Source organism: Nocardia sp. NPDC051911, from assembly GCF_040681035.1.
GTDB lineage: Bacteria > Actinomycetota > Actinomycetes > Mycobacteriales > Mycobacteriaceae > Nocardia > Nocardia sichangensis.
This window is the reverse complement of the sequence record NZ_JBFAXY010000010.1, coordinates 199,357-218,998: the sequence shown is the minus strand read 5'-3', so window position 1 is coordinate 218,998 and position 19,642 is coordinate 199,357. Positions and strand designations below refer to the sequence as shown.

The following is a 19,642-nucleotide window of genomic DNA, read 5'->3' as shown; positions in this document are numbered from 1 at the left end:
AAAACTTGCGCTGCTAGTTTTGGAGAGCGATGTCGAGATTCACCAGGCGGTCGGCATGAACGCGACACTGTCGGTAGCCAGCATTCCGGCCGAGCAGGCCAGACGGCGCCCTGACCGGGTCGCCCTGATCGACGGGGCGCGGCGGATCACTTTCGCCGAGTTGTGGCTTCGGGCGCGGGCCCAGGCCGCGGCCTTGATCGGGCTCGGTGTGCGGCCTGGTGACCGGGTGGCGCTCATGTGCCCGAATGTCGTCGACTTCCCGGTCGCCTACTACGGAATCCTCGCCGCGGGAGCGGTGGTGGTGCCGGTGCACCCGTTGTCCACGTCCGCCGAGGCCGAATACATGCTGCGCGACAGCGCGGCGCGGCTTCTGCTGTGCCATCCGGTTTTCGCCGAAGCGGGCCATCCGGCGGCCGCCGCCGTCGGCCTTCCCTGCCGTGCGCCGGATTCCCTTGTCGCGGAACCGATCGCCTCGTTCGTCTCGCGACAACCCGCGGACCCCGCGGTCGTGTTCTACACCAGCGGCACCTCCGGCAGGCCGAAAGGCGCCGAGTTGAGTCACCTGAACCTGGTGATGAACGCGACGGTCAACGCCTTCGACGCGAACGACGTACGCGCCGACGACGTGGCACTGGGCGCGTTGCCGTTGTCGCACGTGTTCAGCCAGACGGTCTCGATGAACTCGATCTGGCGCGCGGGCGCGGCGCTGGTGCTGATGCCGCGCTTCGAGCCGGCCGAGGCCATCCGGCTCATGGTCGAGCACGGCGTCAACACTTTCCACGGTGTGCCGACGATGTACGTCCGGTTGATATCCGCCGCACGCGAGCGGACGAGCCTGCCGCGGCTGCGGCTGTGCATCTCCGGTGGCGCGTCGCTGCCGCAGCCGGTGCTGGAGGCGTTCGAGGAGACGTTCGGCGCGCGAATCCTGGAAGGCTATGGCTTGTCGGAGACCTCGCCGACCGCGGCGGTCAACCAGCCGATATTCGGTTCTCGGGTGGGTACCGTCGGGCATCCGGTCTGGGGTGTCGAGGTGGAGATCGCCGATCCCGCCCTGGCCGAGCGGATCGCGTTGCTGCCGGCCGGGCAACTCGGCGAAGTGGTGATTCGCGGTCACAATCTGTTCAACGGGTACACGGGCAATCCGGATGCCACGGCGGCGGTGGTGGTCGACGGCTGGTTTCGCACCGGAGATCTCGGCGTGAAGGACACCGACGGTTATCTGCGGATCGTCGACCGGATCAAGGAGATGATCATCCGCGGCGGGTACAACGTGTATCCCAGCGAGGTGGAGGCGGCGCTGCTGCGGCATCCGGGGGTCGCCGCCGTCGCGGTCATCGGCATCCCGGACGAGGTCTTCGGTGAGGAGATCTGCGCGGTCGTAGTGCCTTCCGGGCCGATCACCGCCGAGGACGTGCTCGCCTTCGGACGTGAGCACCTGGCCAAGCACAAATCCCCGCGCCGAGTGGAATTCGTCGCGGAACTGCCGCTCGGGCCCAGTCACAAAATCATGAAACGAAAATTGAAAGAACAGTTCGCCGCCCGCTGACCTCAGGTGGGCCGATTCCGGCCCGCGGCGGAACTTTTTGTATCCGGAGCCCAATTATGTCCGGCAACTTATGTGTCGAGCGCAGTGACAGTGCTCCACAGCTGCTTCAGGATGAAAGTGTTCGTATCAAGAGAATGCGAACACATCTATGGAAGGCTTTGCAATGAAGCACAGGATTCGTCGCGGTCTGCTCGGTGTGGTTGTCGTGGCACTTTCCATGAGCGTGGGAGCGGGTGCGGTACACGCCGAACTCGAAACGCCTACCGTGGAGCAGCAACTCGTCGACGAACTGAACGCGGGCCTCTCGCCCACGCCGGACGGCAGGCAGCCCAAGGCGATCGTCGACTCGGGCAGCAGTTCCGGTTCCGCCTCGCGCAGTTTCGCCTCCGCCGCGGTCGGCGAAGGGCCGGAGATGCCTGCCTACCTGGCCGCCTTCCTGCACGGAGTCGGTCATCCCGACGCATCTCCGCCGGGAGCGAATCGGCCGGACTGCACGCCTTCGGCCGCGCACCCGCGGCCGGTCGTCCTCGTCCACGGAACCTGGCTCAACGCCTATGACTCCTTCGCGTACCTGTCACCGCGGCTGGCACGGGCCGGTTATTGCGTCTACGCCTTCAATTACGGCCGCTCCGGCGTGCTGGAAGGCGGTGGTATCGGTCCGATCCTGCCGGGCCGGTACGGCGTCGGTCCGATGGAGGATTCCGCGCGACAGTTGCGCGATTTCGTCGAGCAGGTGCGCGCCGCGACCGGTGCGGATCGGGTGGATCTCGTCGCGCATTCTCAGGGCGGGCCGGTGTCGAGCCAATACCTGAAATTCGAAGGCGGCGCCGAAAAAGTCGGCAAGCTCGTCACGTTCGGCGCCACCCATCACGGCACCTCGTTGTTGGGAATGGCTACTTTGGGGCGGCTGATCACCAATCTAGGCGTCAACATTCTGGGATTCTATGAACCGATCATCGGTCAGGCCAATATTCAGCAGGCGGTGGGCTCGGCGTTCTACGCGAAGCTGAACGAACACGGTGACACCGTCCCCGGTGTCGAGTACACCTCGGTCGGCACCAGTCACGACGAGATCTCCAACCCGTACGAATGGACCTTCCTGACTCCGGGGCCGGACGCGACCGTGCACAACATCACCCTGCAGGACGGCTGCGCCCAGGATCTGTCCGATCATCTGACGATCATGTACTCCCCGCGTGCGGCCTCGATCGCACTGCGTGCGCTCGACCCGGAGGCGAACTCGCCGCTGGATTGCGCGTTCAATCCATGGATGATCGGCGGAGCGGATCACTGATCAGCCATGCGCAATGATGGTGTCTCGTGGCGGATTACATGGCGGTCTTCGATCGGGTCAGGGGTTCTCTGCTGGGCGGAGCGGTGGGTGACGCGCTCGGCTGGCCGGTCGAATTCCTACGGCTGGAACAGATTCGGCAGCGGTACGGCTACGAAGGCGTGACGGGCTTCTTACCCCAGCACGCCCAGGACGCGCCGCAACAGATCACCGACGACACTCAGATGACACTGTTCACCGCGGAGGGACTGTTGCGCTCGGGGCCCGGCGCCGATCCGGTGCCGGCCTTGCGCCGAGCCTATCTGCGCTGGTTGCAGACTCAGCGGCAGGAGGCGCCCGCGCCACACGTCGACGGGTGGCTGGCGAGTCTGCCCTTCCTGTACGCGGTGCGGGCGCCCGGGAACGCGTGCATGTCCGGCCTGGGACAGCAGTCCCGCGGATATCTCGCACCGGTCGCGTTCGGTGCGAGCGGGCCGGTGAATCCGCATTCGAAGGGGTGTGGCACGGTCATGCGGTCGGCGCCCTTCGGATTGTCCGGGATGGGGCCCGATCTCGCGTTCACCACCGCCGCCCGGGCCGCGCAGCTGACCCACGGGCACCCCACGGGATATCTCGCCGCGGGGGCGTTCGCGGCACTGGTCGATCGGGTCGTGAGCGGAACCGAACTGCCGATCGCGTTACGGGAGACGATCACCCAGCTCGCCGCCGTCCCTTCGAGTGCGGAGACGGTGGCGGCGCTGACCCGAGCCGCGGAATTGTCCGAGCATCCGGTCTCCGCCGAACAGGTCGAGCACGTGGGGGAGGGGTGGGTCGCCGAGGAATGCCTGGCCATCGCGGTGTACTGCGCCTTGTACGCGGCCAGGACCGGAGATGCCCGCGGCGCGCTGCTGCTGGCGGTGAACCACTCCGGCGATTCCGATTCCACGGGCGCGGTGGCGGGAAACCTGGTCGGCGCCGTCCACGGTGTCTCCGGACTGCCGATGGAGTGGGCGGCGGCGGTCGAGGGACGCGACGTGCTGGTGCAGGTCGCCGACGACCTCGTCATGAATTTCGGGCTCGGCGACCGGTCCGGACTCGCCGCCCGCTATCCCATCGACGAAGGCCTGTGAGCACCCCGCGTACCTGACCGCGAGGACGCGGCGCTCACTCGTCCTTCACGGTCCGGCCGATCGCGCGCACACATCGAGCACGCGGCCGCGCAGCCACCGATGAGCCGGGTCCGCGTCGAGCCGGACGTGCCACAACAACGACACGGTCACCTCTGGAGCGCGGAACGGCAGATCGAACGAGTGCATGCCCTGCCGCAGGATCACGGTGTGCTGCTGCGGGACCGTCGCGACCAGGTCCGAGGCCCTCGCCAGCGCCAAGGCCGCGCCGAAGCCGTCCACGACGGTGACGACGTCGCGCCGGTGGCCGGTCGGGTGTAGCGCCTGGTCCACCAGTCCCTCGCCCATGCCGCGCCGGGAGACGTGCACGTGCCGTGCGGCGGCGTATCGGGCCGCGGTGATCTTCCCCGCACGGAGCGGATGTTCGGCACGCACCACCCCGATGAAGCGGTCGGTGAACAGCGGTCGGCTCACGATGTCGGGCGGCAGCGCGCGCTCGATGACTCCCGTCTCCAGGTCGATGGTGCCGTCTCGCAAGGGATCGGTGTCCTTCTTCGTCTTCCGCACGAACCGCAGTCGCACCTCCGGCGCCGCGTGGCCGATCTCGGCCACCAGTTCGGGTCCGAACCGCTCCACGAACCCGTCGCTGCTGCGCACGGTGAACGTTCTCGAAAGCTCGGCCGGGTCGAGGTGATCGGCGGGACGCAACACCTCTTCGGCCTCCCGGACCAGGCCGCGCACGCGGTCGCGCAGCTCCACGGCGCGTGGCGTGGGCACCAGCCCCCGGCCCGCCCGTACCAGCAGCGGATCGCCGGTGGCCCGGCGCAATCGGGCGAGCTGACGGCTCATCGCCGAAGGGCTGAGCGCGAGCCGCTCGCCTGCTCGCGTCACGCTGCCCTCCTCGAGTAGAACGTCCAAGGTGAGCAGCAGATTCAGATCGGGCCGCGCCATGGGCACACGATCTCACAGTGCTCCTGGGATATGGCGTTCAGTGCACAGATGAGTTTCCATCTTTGCGTCTTCCGCCAGGTGAAAGCGGGGCCTAGCGTCCAGAGCGTCATCCATATCGAAGAGGTCGTCTTGAAATCAGCAGAACCCCGTCTACGGACGTCGTACGCCCGTCGTCCCACCTTGCCTCGGACGCTGCTCGCGCTGTCGTTGTCCATGCTGTTGCCCTCGCTGAGCATCAGCATCGCGAATGTCGCCCTACCGACCATGGCGGTGGCGTTCGACGCCTCCTTCCACCAGGTGCAGTGGGTCGTGATCGCCTACCTGCTGGCCACCACGACACTGGTCGTCGGCGCGGGCCGTCTCGGCGACGTCGCAGGCCGGCGCCGCCTGCTGCTCGGCGGTATCGGGGTGTTCACGGTCGCGACCATGTTGTGCGGTCTGGCTCCGGATCTCGTCTTCCTGGCCGCTGCCCGCGCGCTGCAAGGAGCGGGCGCCGCATGCATGATGGCGCTGACGATGGCCTTCGTCGGCGAGACCGTGCCGAAGCACCGCACCGGCAGCGTCATGGGACTGCTCGGGACGATGTCGGCGGTCGGGACCGCGCTGGGTCCCTCGCTCGGTGGAGTGCTCATCGCGGCCTGCGGCTGGCGTGCGATCTTCGTCGCCGTCGCGCCGCTCGGGTTGCTCACCCTGGTCCTGGCCAGGCGCCTGCCGACCGGCGCCGCACCGGAAATCGGAAGCGCGCGTTCGCGTTTCGACATCTCGGGTACAGTGCTGCTGGCGCTCGCGCTCGGCGCCTACGCCCTGGCCATGACGATCGAAGGAAACGCGGTCGGCCCGCTCGGTATCGGATTGCTGCTCGTCGCCGGAACGTGCCTCGCGTTGTTCGTCCGCACCGAAACCCGCGTTTCCGCGCCGCTGCTCAGGCTCGGGATGCTCCGCGATCCGCTCCTGACCGCGGGCCTGACGACCAGTGCGCTGGTCTCGACCGTCATGATGACCACGCTCGTCGTGGGTCCCTTCCACCTCGCCCGCGCTCTGCACCTCGATCCGGCCGCGGTCGGTCTGGTGATGTCGGCCGGTCCCGCGGTGTCGGCCCTCACCGGCGTGCCCGCGGGACGCGCTACGGATCGCTTCGGAGCGAGGACCATGGTGAGCGTCGGGTTGGGCGGTGTCATCGGCGGCACCGCCGCGCTCGCGCTGCTGCCCGCGAGCGCCGGGGTCATCGGCTACGTGCTGCCACTGGTGGTCACCACCCTGGGCTACGCCCTGTTCCAAGCGGCCAACAACACCGCGGTCATGCGAGACGTCGACCCGCGACAGCGGGGCCTCGTCTCGGGCATGCTGAACCTTTCTCGCAATCTGGGTCTCGTCACCGGTGCGTCGGTCATGGGCGCGGTCTTCGCTCTCGCGGCGGGAACCGGCGACGTCATCGGCGCCGCGCCGGAGCAGGTGGCCCGGGGAACACACGCGACCTTCGCCGTCGCCGCGCTGCTCGCCACTGCCGGTCTGGCGATCGTGACAGGCCTTGGACTCACCCGCTCGAAAGCGTGAATTCCGGCGCGCGTGACGAAGAGGCGTGCACCCGGCACGGAGGCGCCCGCCGCGGTCACGAAGGCGACCTCCGGCGGCCGAATCCTCACGCGGCGAGAGCGTGCGCCAGGTGCGGCCACGACTCGTGGAGGTCGGTCTCGAACAACCCCCAGGTGTGCGAGCCTTCCGCGCGATTCACGTGGACAGCGGACAGCCCGAGCTCGTCGAGACGATCGGCGAAGGCCGACGTGCAGGAGCTGGCGATCGCCTCGATGGGGGGAAAGGGCAGGCCGCCTCGATCGATGGCACCGGGAGTGCCGGAGGCGGCGGACAAGTAGATGGTCTTCCCGGCCAGAGCGGGCGCGTTGGCGAAAGCGTCGTGCGCTCGCCAGATCACGTCGCCCGGAGCGCCCCACATGTTCGCCGGATTGCCCCCGCCACGGATGACCTGGGCGCTCACCATGGCCGCGCCGACGGCGTCCGCGGCCCACGGGCATCCGCTGTAGGCCGCCACCGCGTCGTACACGTCGGGCGCCTGGATCGCGAGGTCGACCGCGGATCCGGCGCTCATCGACACCCCCGCGATCGCGTTGCGCCCGGTCGTGCCGAGTTCGGCGTCGAGCGTCGCCGGAAGCTCACGCGTGAGATAGGTCTGCCATCGGTTGCGCCCGACCGCCGGATCATCGGCGCGCCAGTCGGTGTACATGCTGTAGGCGCCGCCGACCGGCATCACCACGTTGATGTGCTTGTCCGCGAAGAACTCCCGGACGTCCGTATCGTCCCACCAGGAGATTCCGTCGACGCCGCCGCCGATACCGGTGAGCAGGTACAACGTCGGCGCGGGTGCGCCGCCCGCCGCCCGGATCACCCGGTTGGTGACCACTTTGTCCATCGACGGCGAGTAGACATCGATCTGGGACACCGATCCGCCGAGCGGGGCCTCCCCCACCACGCGCGCCCGCGCGGACTCGGCTTCGGCGGGACGAGCGGAGAAGGAGGACACCGCGACAACTGTCGCCAGCGCGCTGACGAGCGCGCCCAAATACCTAGAAGCACTCACGATTCCGTTGTACCCGGCCGCGCGTGGATCATTCGGCGAAATCGATCCATTTGGAAGGATTGCCTGCGCGAAAGCCACGCTCGAGCAGCATGTTTCGTTCCGGTGCTGCGTCGGGCGGTCGAACGACCGCTCACTCGTGGCGATTCCGGGAAGGCGTGTACCGGAGCTGGAGCCCATGTCATGGCGGTCAGGGCCGGTTCATCTCCGCACGATCGCGTTCGAAGGCGGAGCGCTCGGGCCGTGAGGATCACGGTAAGGGCTGGAGCCGGCAAGCGCACTTCGATCGAGGGCGTTCATCTGACCGGCCTGTCGATGGTCGTCATGCCGCTCACTGTTTCGAAATCACCGCGGTATGGGCGATTCGGTCACCGGTCGCTCGTCGCGGGAAGCGCAGCATCCCGGCGGCCCACAAGGCGACGCCGATGTACAGTGCCTGCTCCGGAACGCGCTCCCACAGTGGCGGTGCGGGTGCGTCGTTGAACGGGATGCCGGAGAGCGCCACGTAGATGTTGGCGGGCAGCATCACGACGAACAGGGCGGTCAGCCCGAGACCGGCGGCGCGGCGAGTGCGGGCGAGGAAGAGGCCCGCCGCGCCGAGTAGTTCCAGTACGCCGGTGAGGTAGACCATCGCGCCGGGGAACGGGACGAACGGCGGCACCATCGGGAGCAGATCGGCGTGGGTCGGAACGGGGGTGTCCGCGAACGACTCCGGCAGGAAATGCGTTGTGCCGGTCATGATCAGCATCACGCCCAGCGCATAGGCGGCGCAGGTGGGCCATGCGGCGAACCGGCGCGCGCCGAGGGCACCCGCAACGCGCAGCGACAAAAGGGTGGTGAGCAGAACGATGAGGGTTTCCATCATGCCTCCATGGGGACGGTCCGGCCGGGCGCCGGTGTCGTGGTGAATCGGATGAGCAGGTAGAGCAGCACGCCGATCGGCGCGAACAGGATGGTGAGGACGAGCAGGGGGCTGATCAGCAGCGGCGTGTGGCCGCGCGCGCGACTGTCCAGGTAGATCCAGCGCCCGAGGAACAGGTCGAAGGCCACGAAGTGCGCCCATGCCGCCGCGGCCCCCGACCCCTGGCCCAGTATTTCTCGCAGCCCGGCGAGTTCCGGATCGACGAGCGCCGCTGCGAACGAGCCGAACTCGGGCAAGACCAGCGCCGCGTAGACGAGCAGTGGAGGCAGGCAGATGAGCGGTGAGGCGACGATCGCGCTGGTCCGTCGCCATCCCGGGGCCAGGATCATCAGTGCCCAGAAGGGGGTCGCGAACCAAAAAGTGATGTCGAACAGCAGCTCCGTCATAGTCCCGCTCCTATCGGGACGCGTTGCACGACAAACTTTTTCGTCCGCAGCGTGACAGCGGCCGACAGGGCGGCTCCGAGGGCGATGGCGGCGAGAGCCAGCAGGGTGGCGACGTCGGGATGGACCACCGATTGTCCACGCAGCGCCTGCCAGGTCAGCACCGCGAGCAGTGCGGCGTAGGCCGCCGCGGCGATCACGACGAGCGTTCGCCTGGTGGCCGCCGAGCGCATGGCCGGAATCCGGCGCGACCCGTACTCCACGGCGAGTAGAACCAGCGGAAACACCTGCAACGCATGCATTCCGAGGAAATGCGGGACACGCAGATCGCCTCCGGCCGTGCTCCAGCCGAGGATGGGCAAGCCGGGTCCGCCGTCGGCGAGCCCGACGGTGTGGGCGCCCCTGATCGCGCTGCCCGCCGCCCGTTGTTCGGCAGTCGGCGGCACCATCAGCATCCCCAGCGCGGCGCCCGCGAGCGAGAGCGCGGCGCCGTAACGGATCGCCGCGTTGCGGGCGGGGTCAGCCGTCGGATCGGCGAACAATGCCGCCGAGGCGACCAAGGTGGCGATCCAGACCACCACGATGGACGACCCCATGATCTCCCACAGTGCCGCGTTGAGCGGCGTCGTGAAATTGAAGTGGCTGGTGGTGCCGCGCACGATCTGCGTGGTGATGACGATGAGCTCCACCGCGAGGCCCAGCGCCGCCACCGTCCCCGCCCACCGGGCGACGCGCTGCCATCTGGTGAGCTGGGCAAGCAGCCACGCCCAGGTCAGGGCATAGATCAGCACCGAAAACGCGAACTTGGCGGACTTGGCCCAGATCGGCAACCCGGTCGAGGTGCGGTCGTCGATGATCATGCCCCCGATCGACCAGGCGACCAGGAGCGCCATGGCGACGGCGAGAAGCATCAGTGGCCGATGCCAGGAGAGTGCGGGGAATCGCTGGGAGAAGGCGGTCACGGGGAGACCTTTCGGGAACTCGAAGTATCGATAGTTGTACTATCAGCAAATATTATGGATAGCTGTACTATCGACTGTCAATACGTCGACCGAGCCGAGGAGTCCGATGCGGATCGCCGAACTCAGCCGCGCCAGCGGCGTTGCTCCCGCGACGATCAAGTACTACGTGCGCGAGGGGCTTCTGCCCTCCGGCGTGCGGACCCATCGCAATCAGGCCGAATACAGCGATGCCCACGTCAGCAGACTGCGGCTGATCCGGGCGCTGGTGGATATCGGCGGCGTGTCCATCGAAGCGGCGAAGGAACTGCTCGCGGCGCTCGACAGCGGCAGCCTGTCCGCGCGGGACGCGCTGGGCCACGTCCAGTACGCGCTGGGCGGCCGGAGGTCGCAGGTCGGTGAGGAGCAGCGGGAAGCCACCGCCGAGGATGTCGCGGCACTGCTGGACCGGCGCGGCTGGCGGATCGATGACGACAGCCCGGCCCGCGACACCCTCATCGATGTCTGCGCCGCGCTGCGTCTGCTCGGCCACGGTGACGTGGTCGCCGCGATGGACGACTACGCGGGTGCCAGCGAGGCCATCGCCGCCACCGACATCGCCCTGGTCCGCAACGAACCGGTCCTCGAGCGGATGACCGAAACCGCCATTGTCGGAACGATTCTGGGCGACACGCTGCTCGCCGCGCTGCGCAGGCTGGCGCAGGAGCATCTGTCCAGCACGCTGCTGTCGGCGGACGACGCCGCGGATCGCGCCTCCGGCGAGGTTTAGCCCGCCCCTCGCGCGGCATGCCGGAAACAGGACCATCCAGAGGCGAAAGGAGAGCGGCTCATGACCGATCAACTGAATGGGACGCGCGTGCTGATCATCACCTCGAATACGGGAGTGGAGCGGGACGAACTGCTGGTGCCGCGCGACGAACTCCGCAAGCGCGGGGCGCGCGTCACCCATGCCGCACCGAAGCGCGAGGAGGTGCAGACCTACCTGCACGACACGGAGAAAGACACCGTCGTGCAACCGGATGCGTCGGTGCACGAGGTCTCTGTCGACGATTTCGACGTGCTGGTCGTCCCCGGCGGCACGGTGAACGCGGACAAGCTGCGGGTCACCGACCGGGCGATCGAACTGGCCAAGGAGTTCGCAGGCGCGGGCAAGCCGATCGCCGCGATCTGCCATGGCCCCTGGCTGCTCGTGAACGCCGAACTGGTCCGCGGCAAGACGCTGACCTCCTACTTCTCGCTGCGGACCGACATCGTCAACGCGGGCGGCGAGTGGGTCGACGAAGCGGCGGTCCGCTCCGTCGAGGGCGGGTGGACCTTGCTCACTTCGCGCAACCCGGGTGACCTATCCGATTTCGTGCACGCGATCACGCGCGAAGTGGTCCCTGCCTCGCGCTGACCTCTGTGGGGCTCGATTCAGTTGCCAGGCAATGATTTTCGCGGATCGAGCGTAATTCCCAGATCGCGCAGCCGGTTGTCGATGAGCAGCCAGCACTCGGTGGTCAGGCGGTCGACCAGGGCGGCTTCGGTGGTGTCGTGGTGTTCCAGCCACCACCGCACCGAGGCATCCACCAAGCCGAGCAGGGCGACCACCACCCGGTCCGCGGCCAGCGGGTCGGCCCCGAATTCCGGCAGGTAGCGGGTCGCGGCGGCGGAGATCTCGGCGGCGAACGCGCTGCCGCCGACGCGCGGTTCGTTGCGGCCGCGCCGGTAGTCGCGTCCGACCAGGAAGCGATAGAGATTGGGATGCTCGGCGGCCCACCGCACGTGCTGGGTCAAGGGTGCACGGATGATGTCCAGCGGCGTGCCGTCCACCGCCAGGCGCGCGCGAATCCGTTCGGTCAGATCGTGGTGCGCGTGCCGGGCGACCGCGAGGTCGAGTTCCTCTTTGCTGGCGAAATGCCGGTAGACGTGCGTGCGGGCCAGTCCGGCGCGGTCGGCGATCCGGCCGGTCAGCGCGTGCGGGCCGTCTTCCTCGATCGCCGCGATCGCGGCTGTCACGATGGCCCGGCGGCGTTCGTCGCGGCCGGGCCGATCACTGGTGGAACGCCGCGCGTCGGCGGTGTCCACCCAAGGTCGTCGTGCCACGCGGCTCAGCGTATCGGCAGGCGAATCGGGTGGTACACCTTGTACCCGGCAGTTCCGTGGTACACACTGTACCCGTAACTGTCGGTATCAGACTTTCGCAAGGACACCCGATGACGACCTACCGGTCCGCCTGGCTCGACGACGACCTGGACGCCCTGCGCGAGCTCGCCCGCTCGTTCTTCGCGAAGGAGTTGACGCCGAACATCGACAAGTTCATCGAGCAGCACCACGTCGACCGCGACTTCTGGAACAAGGCGGGCGCGCTCGGCCTGCTGTGCGCATCGATCCCGGAGGAGTACGGCGGTGGCGGCGGCACCTTCGCGCACGAGGCCGTGCTGATCGAGGAGCAGGCCAAGGCGTTCGACACCTCCTGGGGCGCCACCCTGCACAGCGGCATCGTCGCGCATTACCTGCTGCACTACGGCACCGAAGAACAGAAGCGGAAGTGGCTGCCCAAGATGGCCACCGGCGAGGTCGTCGGCGCGATCGCCATGACCGAGCCCGGCACGGGATCGGACCTGCAGAGCGTCAAGACCAAGGCGATCCGCGAGGGCGACGAGTACGTGGTGAACGGCTCCAAGACCTTCATCACCAACGGCAGCCAGGCCGATCTCATCATCGTGGTCGCCAAGACCGACACCAGCGAGGGCGCCAGTGGCATCTCGCTGATCCTGGTCGAGGCCGACCGGCCGGGCTTCCGCCGCGGCCGAGTGCTGGACAAGGTAGGGCAGAAGGGGCAGGACACCTCCGAGCTGTTCTTCGAGGACGTCCGGGTCCCGGTGTCGAACCTGCTGGGCACGCAGGAAGGACAGGGCTTCGTCCAGTTGATGCAGCAGCTTCCGCAGGAGCGGCTGATCATCGCCGTCGGATCGGTGGCAGGGATGGAGGCCGCGCTCGAGGTCACGCTGCGCTACACCAAGGAGCGGCACGCCTTCGGCAAGCCGCTGTTCGCCTTCCAGAACACCAAGTTCACCCTCGCGGAGGCGGCCACCGAGACCCGGGTGGCCCGGGTGTTCCTGGACGACTGCATCGTGCGGCATCTACGTGGGGAATTGGACATCCCGACCGTCGCCATGGCCAAGTGGTGGACCACCGATCGCGCGATGTCGGTGGCCGACGAGTGCCTCCAACTGCACGGCGGCTACGGCTATATGAGCGAATACCCGATCTCGCGGATGTGGACCGACAGCCGTGTCCAGAAGATCTACGGCGGCACCAACGAGATCATGAAAGAGATCATCGCCCGCAGTCTGTGATCCGAGCGGCCGACTGTGTTGGCAAACTGCCAACACCCTGTCGGGCCGCGCCGGTCAGGGCCTACGCTTCGGTGACGTCCACCGAGGTGGCCGTGGCAGAGACAACGAGGTGCCGGCCACCTCCAGCGTGAAGGGACGGTTGCGATGAGCGACGTCGAGACTCCTCCGTTCAAGGACATCGTCAACGGGGCACTGGAATTCACCATCCCGATCGCGCACAAAATGGGTGTGCAGGCGGTGGAGGTGCGGCGCGGTTTCGCGGCGACCTCGGTGCCCGTCGAGGGCAACGGCAACCACTTCGGCGTGATGTACGCGGGAGTGCTGTTCACCGTGGCCGAGATCCTCGGCGGCGCGATCGCGGTCGCCACATTCGACAACTCGGCGTTCTATCCGCTGGTGAAGGATCTGCACGTCTTCTTCCGCAAGCCGGCCAAGACGGATGTGCGCGCGGAGGCGACGTTGTCGGAGGAGGAGATCACGCGCGTCGGCGCGGAGGCGGCGGCGAACGGCAAATCCGACTTCACGCTGCGATCCGTGGTCACCGACGCCGACGGCGTTGTGGTGGCGGAGACCGAAGGCCTCTACCAATTGCGGGCGCACGGCAAGTAGCCTGCCTCGGCGCCGGAGCGGGGCGTTCGGCACGCATCCGGCGCCGGTCGGCCGCGCGCTGTGGCGAGCCGGCGGGGGGCCGACGACGGTGTCCGGCCAGGTCGCCGTGCCCGCGCCGAGATCACGGACCGGTCGCTGGGCACCGGTTCGGCCGCGGCGTCACGCGGATATCTCCGGTTCTTCGATTTGGTAACGGCTCGGTAGCTGATGCCCTGAGTGGCGGCGGGCGAGGCCGGGGTATGCCTACTACCGCAAGTCGTGGACCTGCGAAAATGCGATCCGCTTCACCATATCGCAGTGATCTCGGCCACATAACGAAGCCATAACAGCGGATCTGTATCGGTCGATTTTTCGCGATCGACCTGGGTGAACGGCGCGAAGTCTCGACCAAGGGTCAAACCTATGCCGACGTTATTCGAGCGTGATCTGTCGCGACATCTCCGCTAACGTCGGTCACGGCTCGGGGCAACACCGAGATCGAGCTCGAATCGCAGAACGCCGGAAACCCTGTCCCGCGATTCGAGTGTCCACGAACTTCCCTGGGGACAGGGGCGCGGCGAATTCGCCGAGCCGGTGGGCGCAGGCGGGAAATCTCATGTCGCAAAACCGTAAATTCACCACTCGTGTTCTCGGCTTCACCGCGGCTGTCGGCGCCTTCGTCGCCGTGCCGTTCGGCCTGTCCACCGCGACCGCTTCGGCCCACAACTGGGACGCCGTCGCGCAGTGCGAGAGCAGTGGCAACTGGTCCACCAACACCGGTAACGGCTTCTCGGGCGGCCTGCAGTTCACCCAGAGCACCTGGGAGGCCAACGGCGGCAGCGGCAGCCCGTCCAACGCCAGCCGTGACGAGCAGATCCGCGTCGCGGAGAACGTCCTCGCGACCCAGGGTCCGGGCGCCTGGCCCGTGTGCGGCTCTTACCTCTGATGCGTCGCCGGCGCCTACCGCGAATTCACGGTAGGCGCCGAGCTATTTACCGGCAGTAATAAATTTCGCGAAATGTCGGTTTATTCGGACAATCGCATCGGTAATTCGATATCCGATCATCCGGTCCGAATTAGGATTCACCGAACGCCGATTCGCCCGCTCTCCAGGGGTCGGATCCACGCGCCAGTCGCTGTCAGGTAACGGTGCTCAGGCCCGCCACAGTTGATCACCGGCGCGCGACAGGACGATGTTCGGCACCACCGCGTTACGCGACAGCCGCGTGACCGCCAGGACCATCTCGGCGATGTCACCGGTGGTGAGCATGGCCGATCGGTCCAGGACAGCACGCTTCCACGCGGTCATGTCGGTGTCGACGTAGCCAGGGGACACCGCCGTCGCGCTGACGCCGTTCGCGGATTCCTCCAGCGATACCGTCTCGCACAGCGAGATGAGCGCCGCTTTGGTGGCCCCGTAGGCGGCGAGGCCCGCTTCTCCGGCGACGCCGGTGATCGAAGCCAGCGCGACGATCTTCGCGCCGCGCTCCCGATCGTCGGCCGCGCTCTTGCGCAGCAGCGGCAACGCGGCCTGGACGAGCGTCAGCGGCGCGCGAAAATTCACGTCCAGCATGCGTTCGTACGCCTTCGCGGGCAGGTCCGCCACGGCGCCCGCCGTGCCGGTGCCCGCGCTCAGCACCAGCGCGTTCATGCCGCCGAACCGTTCCTCATGCGCCTTGACCAGGGCGCGCACCTGGTCGAGGTCGTTCATCTGCGTGACCACCGGCTGCACCTCGGCTCCCGTTTCCGCGCGCACGCGGGCCGCGGTCTGCTCGAGCGTGTCGAGCGTGCGCGCGGCGAGGGTCAGGTGATAACCCTCGCCCGCCAGTCGGCGCGCCACCTCGGCGCCGATGCCGCGTGACCCTCCGGTGATCAGTGCGGTGCGGACGCTCATCCGAGGCGTTCGATGATCGTCGCGTTGGCCAGGCCGCCCGCCTCGCACATCGTCTGCAGGCCGTAGCGGCCGCCGGTCTGCTCCAGGTGGTTGACCAGCGTCGCCAGGATGCGGGTGCCGGAGGCGCCCAGCGGGTGGCCGAGGGCGATCGCGCCGCCGCGGGGGTTCAGCTTGGCCGGATCGGCGTTCAACTCGTGCTGCCAGACCAGGGGCACGGGTGCGAACGCTTCGTTCACCTCGTAGGCGTCGATGTCATCGATGCTCAGCCCGGCGCGATTCAGCACCTTGCGGGTGGCCGGGATCACGGCTGTGAGCATGAGCAGGGGGTCGTCGCCCACCACGGCGAACGAGTGGAACCGGGCGCGCGGACGAAGGCCCAGTTTCGTGGCGGCCTCCTCGCTCATGATCAGTGCGGCGGAGGCGCCGTCGGTCAGCGGGGAGGAGTTGCCCGGCGTGATCGACCACTCGATCTCGGGGAAGCGCGCGGTGTACTGGTCGTCGACGAAGGCGGGCCGCAACTTCGCCAGACTCTCGCCGGTGGTGGCGGGCCGGATCGTCTCGTCGGCCGTCAGGGCGCCCGCCGCGACCAGTTCGTTGTCGAAGCCGCCCCGCGCCGCGGTGTCGGCGGCGAGCCGATGCGAACGAGCCGCGAACTCGTCGAGCGCGACGCGGTCGAACTTCCACCGGGCGGCGATCACCTCGGCCGCGATGCCCTGCTGGATGAGGCCGTCCGGATAGCGGTGGGCGAGCGGACCGCGGTTGGCGTCCTTGCCCTGGCCGTTGGAGAACATCGGCGCCCGGCTCATGGATTCGACACCACACGCGATCGCGACGTCGTAGGCGCCCGCGATGACACCCTGCGCCGCGAAGTGCGCGGCCTGCTGGCTGGACCCGCACTGCCGGTCCACCGTGGTAGCGGGCACCGAATCCGGGAATCCGGCGGCCAGCGCTGCGGTCCTGCTGATGTTGAACGCCTGCTCCCCGCTCTGCGTGACGCATCCGCCGACCACGTCGTCCACCACGGCGGGATCGAGGTCGTTGCGGGCGACGAGTTCGGCGAGCACACCCGCGAGCAGGGTGGCCGGATGTACGTCCGACAGGCCGCCGCCTGCTTTGCCCTTACCGGACGGTGTACGGACGACATCGACGACGACGGCGGACCTCATGGCCATCTCCGATCAGTTAAGTTAACTGGCATTCGCAGTTAAGTTAACATAGATTCTCCGTCGTGGGCCATGGCGTGCCCAACGGTCTGGCCGCGATCGACCGCAGGGAGTCCCCGTGCCTAGGCCTTGGCCTCACCGGGCGGCCTGCCCGGATACAGGCGCTGAATCGTCAGCGCGGCCGCCAGCAGCCGGGAGTCGTGCGGGTCGGTGGGATCGACGCCCGTGAGTTCGGCGATGCGGCGCAGGCGATAGCTGAACGTGTTGGGATGCACGTGGATCTCGGCGGCCGCGGCCTTACGGTCCGAGCCGTGGCGCAGGTGCGCGTCGAGGGCTTCCATCAGGTGCGGGCTGTCCAGGATCGGGGCGATCCGCTCGGCCAGCCGGGTGCGGGCGGTGCCCGGCCTGGTGAGCTGGTACTCCAACAGCAGATCGTCGAGTTGGTAGACGCCCGCCGGACGGCCGAGCAGGCGCGCGAGTTCGGCGAGGTCGGTGGCTTCCTTCGCGGTGTGCGGAATGGCGTCCTTCGGCACGGACGGATACTCGGCGAGGAATACCGGAACCCCGAAGTTCTCGGCCAGCTCGGTGGCAAGCCCGGTGTGGCGCGCGTCGTCGAGTTCGGCGTCGGAACCGCTGGGCAGCAACGCGATTCCGCTCCAGCCGTCGAAGGTGGCCAGCGCCGTGGTGCCCGCGAGGGCGTCCAGAGCACGGTGCAGCAGGCGGATGCGGCGACGTCCGACGAGTGTGGCGACCTTGCTCGGCTGATCGTCGGGCCGGATGTGGATGGCGAGCACGGTGTAGTGCTCCGCGAGGGCGGTGTCAGCCCGCGCCGCCAGCTCCGCCGCGGGGAACCCGTTCAGCAGCGCCGAGCACAGCGCCCGGCGCGCCTCCCGTTCGGCGTTGTAGATGGACTGCTCGACCTCGGTGTAGGTCTCCACGACCGTGATGTTGATCTGCATGAGCAGGTCGAGCAGTCGGCTGCCGACCAGCACGAGGTCGTCGAGCTCCTCGCGGGAGGCCAGCGCGGCCGCCTCGTGGAGCACCGACTGCGCGGAGCCGTGAATGGCCTCGATCAGCACGGGCAGGGGGAACCGGTCCTCGGCGTGCCGCTCGGCCACCGGGGCGACGAACGTCGCGACTTCGGCCTTGGTGAAGCTGCGCTGTTCACCGATCGCCTGGAGCACGGCGCGGCCGCACGCGTAGATCGCCGGAAGCACCTCGGCGGTGAAATGCCCCTCGGGCAGATCGGCGGCGGGCGAGGTGGTGCCGAGGCCTGCGGCGAGCATGCGCTCGGCGATCTGCGGCCAGCGGGTGAGCAACCGGGCGACGAGCGGAGCGTCTCCGGCCACCGGGGACAACGCGACGGACATGGGCCGATTGTTTCCGACCACAGGAAACCGCGGCAAGGTCGCGGGCCCAGTCGCGCGAATTTTGGCTTCGGGGCCAACATTCCAGACGGAATCTTCTCCTCGGCGTGCAGTGACACCGCCCCGGCGCGAGTCATACATTCGGAAAGCGGCTCGCATCTATGTCCCCGATCACATTCGAATCCGAATGTGGCGTAGGAAACATTCTGTAGCGGTGTTCGATTCACCGCCGGGCCGCCTGTGGTTCGGCGTGAATGGAAGTGAACTCGATGTTGGCAATGATGCACAACGCTCGACGGGCGATTCTCGGGGCCGCGGTGATCGCGGGCGTGACGATGGCCACGGCACTCGGCAACGGACCGGCGCACGCGCGGGAGGAGATCGAACCGACCCAGCAGGCCCTGGCCGATTACATCAGCGCGGGCCTGGCGCCCGCCCCGGACGGCAGGCAACCGCGCGCGATCGTGGACAGCGGCAGCTCGTCGGGATGGCCGACCAGCGTCGCTTCCGACGCGTTCGGTGAAGGCCCGGAGATGTCGGCGTATCTGGCGGCCTTCGCCTACGGCCTGACCCACCCGGACGCCGCCCCGCCCGGCGGCAACCGCTGGAACTGCACCCCCACCGCCGAACACCCGCGACCGGTGGTGCTGCTGCACGGCACCTGGCTCAACGCCTACGACACCTTCTCCTACTTGTCCCCGCGCCTGGCCCGCGCCGGTTTCTGCGTGTTCGCCTTCAATTTCGGGCGTTCCGGCATCCTGGAGGGCGGCGGTCTCGGCCCGATCCTGCCGGGGCGCTTCGGCGTGGGCCGGATGGAGGATTCTTCCGTGCAGTTGCGCGATTTCGTCGACCGGGTCCTGGCCGCGACCGGTGCGCAGGCCGTCGACATCGTCGGTCACTCGCAAGGCGGGACGGTCGCCGACCATTATCTGAAGTTCGAGGGCGGCCAGGGCAAAGTGGGCAAATTGGTGAGCCTGGGAGCGACACACCACGGCACGTCGCTGATGGGTATCGCCACGCTGGGCCGGATCATCAACAATCTGGGCGTCAACATTCTCGGGTTCTACGAGCCGCTGGTCGGACTCGCGAATATCCAGCAAGCGGTGGGCTCGCCGTTCTACGCCAGTCTGAACGCCCAGGGCGACACGGTGCCCGGAGTCGCCTACACGGCGGTCGGCTCGCGGCACGACGAGGTGACCAACCCTTATCAATGGACGTTCCTGCAAGCGGGGCCGGACGCGACGGTCGACAACGTCACGCTGCAAGACGGGTGCGAGCAGGACATGTCCGACCACCTGACGATGATGTATTCGCCGCGGGCGGCGTCGATCGTCCTGCACGCGCTCGACCCGGTCGCCCAGCCGTCGCTGGAATGCACTTTCAATCCGTGGATGGTCGGCGGCAACGGCAGCTGGTGAGCCGCTGTCACTGCATCGGCACGAGAATCCGCGCGCGTCTAATTGGTACCCGGGACAATTCTTTTCCGGGCGCGACCTTGGTTGGGTGAATATGGGCGATCCGGCGCGGGATGCCCGCGATCA

At 67.9% G+C, this 19,642-nt stretch carries 19 protein-coding genes; 10 read left to right on the top strand and 9 right to left on the bottom strand.

Annotated elements, in window-relative coordinates:
- Positions 1-55 precede the first annotated feature (55 nt).
- From AB0L97_RS15360 to AB0L97_RS15350, 3 genes are all read left to right on the top strand, one after another.
- The gene (locus AB0L97_RS15360; protein WP_364429519.1) at positions 56-1,546 is read left to right on the top strand and encodes a long-chain fatty acid--CoA ligase; all 1,491 of its coding nucleotides are present in this window, start codon (positions 56-58) and stop codon (positions 1,544-1,546) included.
- 163 nt (positions 1,547-1,709) lie between these two features.
- Positions 1,710-2,840, top strand: a complete 1,131-nt coding sequence (locus tag AB0L97_RS15355) for an alpha/beta fold hydrolase (protein WP_355077789.1) — start codon at positions 1,710-1,712, stop codon at positions 2,838-2,840.
- Positions 2,841-2,866: 26 nt separating this feature from the next.
- Positions 2,867-3,946, top strand: a complete 1,080-nt coding sequence (locus tag AB0L97_RS15350) for an ADP-ribosylglycohydrolase family protein (RefSeq protein ID WP_364429515.1) — start codon at positions 2,867-2,869, stop codon at positions 3,944-3,946.
- Between the two features lie 45 nt (positions 3,947-3,991).
- Here the strand turns inward: AB0L97_RS15350 and AB0L97_RS15345 are convergent, their stop codons facing one another.
- The gene (locus AB0L97_RS15345) at positions 3,992-4,894 is read right to left on the bottom strand and encodes a LysR family transcriptional regulator (RefSeq protein WP_364429512.1); all 903 of its coding nucleotides are present in this window, start codon (positions 4,892-4,894) and stop codon (positions 3,992-3,994) included.
- Positions 4,895-4,942: 48 nt separating this feature from the next.
- Here AB0L97_RS15345 and AB0L97_RS15340 point away from each other — a divergent pair, with 48 nt between their 5' ends.
- Positions 4,943-6,448 carry an MFS transporter gene (locus AB0L97_RS15340; RefSeq protein WP_364429509.1) on the top strand — a complete coding sequence of 502 codons (1,506 nt, stop codon included), beginning with the start codon at positions 4,943-4,945 and terminating at the stop codon, positions 6,446-6,448.
- Positions 6,449-6,533: 85 nt separating this feature from the next.
- On the opposite strand, the gene AB0L97_RS15335 is transcribed toward AB0L97_RS15340, so the two are convergent.
- The 4 genes from AB0L97_RS15335 to AB0L97_RS15320 all read right to left on the bottom strand — a co-directional run bounded on the left by AB0L97_RS15335 (position 6,534) and on the right by AB0L97_RS15320 (position 9,751).
- Positions 6,534-7,487, bottom strand: coding sequence for an alpha/beta hydrolase family protein (locus AB0L97_RS15335; RefSeq protein WP_364429506.1), 954 nt, complete (start codon positions 7,485-7,487; stop codon positions 6,534-6,536).
- 328 nt (positions 7,488-7,815) lie between these two features.
- Positions 7,816-8,346, bottom strand: coding sequence for a hypothetical protein (locus tag AB0L97_RS15330; protein ID WP_364429503.1), 531 nt, complete (start codon positions 8,344-8,346; stop codon positions 7,816-7,818).
- Positions 8,346-8,792 carry an ABA4-like family protein gene (locus AB0L97_RS15325; protein WP_355077779.1) on the bottom strand — a complete coding sequence of 149 codons (447 nt, stop codon included), beginning with the start codon at positions 8,790-8,792 and terminating at the stop codon, positions 8,346-8,348. The genes AB0L97_RS15330 and AB0L97_RS15325 overlap by 1 nt, the downstream gene beginning before the upstream one ends.
- Entirely contained in the window at positions 8,789-9,751 is a 963-nt protein-coding gene (locus tag AB0L97_RS15320) for a hypothetical protein (RefSeq protein WP_364429499.1), read from the bottom strand. Before AB0L97_RS15320 ends, AB0L97_RS15325 begins: the two co-directional genes overlap by 4 nt.
- Before the next feature lie 106 nt (positions 9,752-9,857).
- Here AB0L97_RS15320 and AB0L97_RS15315 point away from each other — a divergent pair, with 106 nt between their 5' ends.
- Together AB0L97_RS15315 and AB0L97_RS15310 are read left to right on the top strand one after the other, a co-directional pair.
- Positions 9,858-10,517 carry a MerR family transcriptional regulator gene (locus AB0L97_RS15315; protein ID WP_364429496.1) on the top strand — a complete coding sequence of 220 codons (660 nt, stop codon included), beginning with the start codon at positions 9,858-9,860 and terminating at the stop codon, positions 10,515-10,517.
- 60 nt (positions 10,518-10,577) lie between these two features.
- On the top strand, positions 10,578-11,144 hold the full coding sequence (locus tag AB0L97_RS15310) for a type 1 glutamine amidotransferase domain-containing protein (RefSeq protein ID WP_364429493.1): 567 nt from the start codon (positions 10,578-10,580) through the stop codon (positions 11,142-11,144).
- A 17-nt stretch (positions 11,145-11,161) separates the two neighbouring features.
- On the opposite strand, the gene AB0L97_RS15305 is transcribed toward AB0L97_RS15310, so the two are convergent.
- On the bottom strand, positions 11,162-11,833 hold the full coding sequence (locus AB0L97_RS15305) for a TetR/AcrR family transcriptional regulator (RefSeq protein ID WP_355077771.1): 672 nt from the start codon (positions 11,831-11,833) through the stop codon (positions 11,162-11,164).
- Positions 11,834-11,943: 110 nt separating this feature from the next.
- On the opposite strand from AB0L97_RS15305, the gene AB0L97_RS15300 reads away from it, so the two are divergent.
- The 3 genes from AB0L97_RS15300 (at position 11,944) to AB0L97_RS15290 (ending at position 14,623) form a co-directional block, all read left to right on the top strand.
- Positions 11,944-13,089 carry an acyl-CoA dehydrogenase family protein gene (locus AB0L97_RS15300; protein WP_355077770.1) on the top strand — a complete coding sequence of 382 codons (1,146 nt, stop codon included), beginning with the start codon at positions 11,944-11,946 and terminating at the stop codon, positions 13,087-13,089.
- Between the two features lie 144 nt (positions 13,090-13,233).
- On the top strand, positions 13,234-13,698 hold the full coding sequence (locus AB0L97_RS15295; RefSeq protein WP_355077768.1) for a YiiD C-terminal domain-containing protein: 465 nt from the start codon (positions 13,234-13,236) through the stop codon (positions 13,696-13,698).
- Between the two features lie 595 nt (positions 13,699-14,293).
- On the top strand, positions 14,294-14,623 hold the full coding sequence (locus AB0L97_RS15290) for a transglycosylase family protein (protein ID WP_355077766.1): 330 nt from the start codon (positions 14,294-14,296) through the stop codon (positions 14,621-14,623).
- Between the two features lie 207 nt (positions 14,624-14,830).
- Here AB0L97_RS15290 and AB0L97_RS15285 read toward each other — a convergent pair whose 3' ends face one another.
- From AB0L97_RS15285 to AB0L97_RS15275, 3 genes are all read right to left on the bottom strand, one after another.
- Positions 14,831-15,571 (bottom strand): SDR family oxidoreductase, encoded by a 741-nt coding sequence (locus tag AB0L97_RS15285; RefSeq protein WP_355077765.1) that lies wholly within the window; start codon positions 15,569-15,571, stop codon positions 14,831-14,833.
- Entirely contained in the window at positions 15,568-16,737 is a 1,170-nt protein-coding gene (locus AB0L97_RS15280; protein WP_364429486.1) for a thiolase family protein, read from the bottom strand. Before AB0L97_RS15280 ends, AB0L97_RS15285 begins: the two co-directional genes overlap by 4 nt.
- A gap of 119 nt (positions 16,738-16,856) precedes the next feature.
- Positions 16,857-18,104: a helix-turn-helix domain-containing protein gene (locus tag AB0L97_RS15275; protein ID WP_356961039.1), complete on the bottom strand. Its 1,248-nt coding sequence runs from the start codon at positions 18,102-18,104 to the stop codon at positions 16,857-16,859.
- Between the two features lie 275 nt (positions 18,105-18,379).
- On the opposite strand from AB0L97_RS15275, the gene AB0L97_RS15270 reads away from it, so the two are divergent.
- A complete protein-coding gene (locus AB0L97_RS15270) occupies positions 18,380-19,519 on the top strand; it encodes an alpha/beta fold hydrolase (protein ID WP_364429628.1) in 1,140 nt (379 codons plus the stop codon).
- Positions 19,520-19,642: the final 123 nt, after the last annotated feature.

Excerpts from the sequence above, each read along its gene's own strand:
- AB0L97_RS15325 (WP_355077779.1), bottom strand. The coding sequence starts at position 8,792 with ATGACGGAGCTGCTGTTCGACATCACTTTTTGGTTCGCGACCCCCTTC.
- AB0L97_RS15285 (WP_355077765.1), bottom strand. The coding sequence starts at position 15,571 with ATGAGCGTCCGCACCGCACTGATCACCGGAGGGTCACGCGGCATCGGC.
- AB0L97_RS15310 (WP_364429493.1), top strand. The coding sequence starts at position 10,578 with ATGACCGATCAACTGAATGGGACGCGCGTGCTGATCATCACCTCGAAT.
- AB0L97_RS15280 (WP_364429486.1), bottom strand. The coding sequence starts at position 16,737 with ATGAGGTCCGCCGTCGTCGTCGATGTCGTCCGTACACCGTCCGGTAAG.
- AB0L97_RS15270 (WP_364429628.1), top strand. The coding sequence starts at position 18,380 with ATGATGCACAACGCTCGACGGGCGATTCTCGGGGCCGCGGTGATCGCG.
- AB0L97_RS15290 (WP_355077766.1), top strand. The coding sequence starts at position 14,294 with ATGTCGCAAAACCGTAAATTCACCACTCGTGTTCTCGGCTTCACCGCG.
- AB0L97_RS15360 (WP_364429519.1), top strand. The coding sequence starts at position 56 with ATGAACGCGACACTGTCGGTAGCCAGCATTCCGGCCGAGCAGGCCAGA.
- AB0L97_RS15295 (WP_355077768.1), top strand. The coding sequence starts at position 13,234 with ATGAGCGACGTCGAGACTCCTCCGTTCAAGGACATCGTCAACGGGGCA.
- AB0L97_RS15355 (WP_355077789.1), top strand. The coding sequence starts at position 1,710 with ATGAAGCACAGGATTCGTCGCGGTCTGCTCGGTGTGGTTGTCGTGGCA.
- AB0L97_RS15345 (WP_364429512.1), bottom strand. The coding sequence starts at position 4,894 with ATGGCGCGGCCCGATCTGAATCTGCTGCTCACCTTGGACGTTCTACTC.
- AB0L97_RS15340 (WP_364429509.1), top strand. The coding sequence starts at position 4,943 with ATGAGTTTCCATCTTTGCGTCTTCCGCCAGGTGAAAGCGGGGCCTAGC.
- AB0L97_RS15275 (WP_356961039.1), bottom strand. The coding sequence starts at position 18,104 with ATGTCCGTCGCGTTGTCCCCGGTGGCCGGAGACGCTCCGCTCGTCGCC.
- AB0L97_RS15300 (WP_355077770.1), top strand. The coding sequence starts at position 11,944 with ATGACGACCTACCGGTCCGCCTGGCTCGACGACGACCTGGACGCCCTG.
- AB0L97_RS15330 (WP_364429503.1), bottom strand. The coding sequence starts at position 8,346 with ATGGAAACCCTCATCGTTCTGCTCACCACCCTTTTGTCGCTGCGCGTT.
- AB0L97_RS15315 (WP_364429496.1), top strand. The coding sequence starts at position 9,858 with ATGCGGATCGCCGAACTCAGCCGCGCCAGCGGCGTTGCTCCCGCGACG.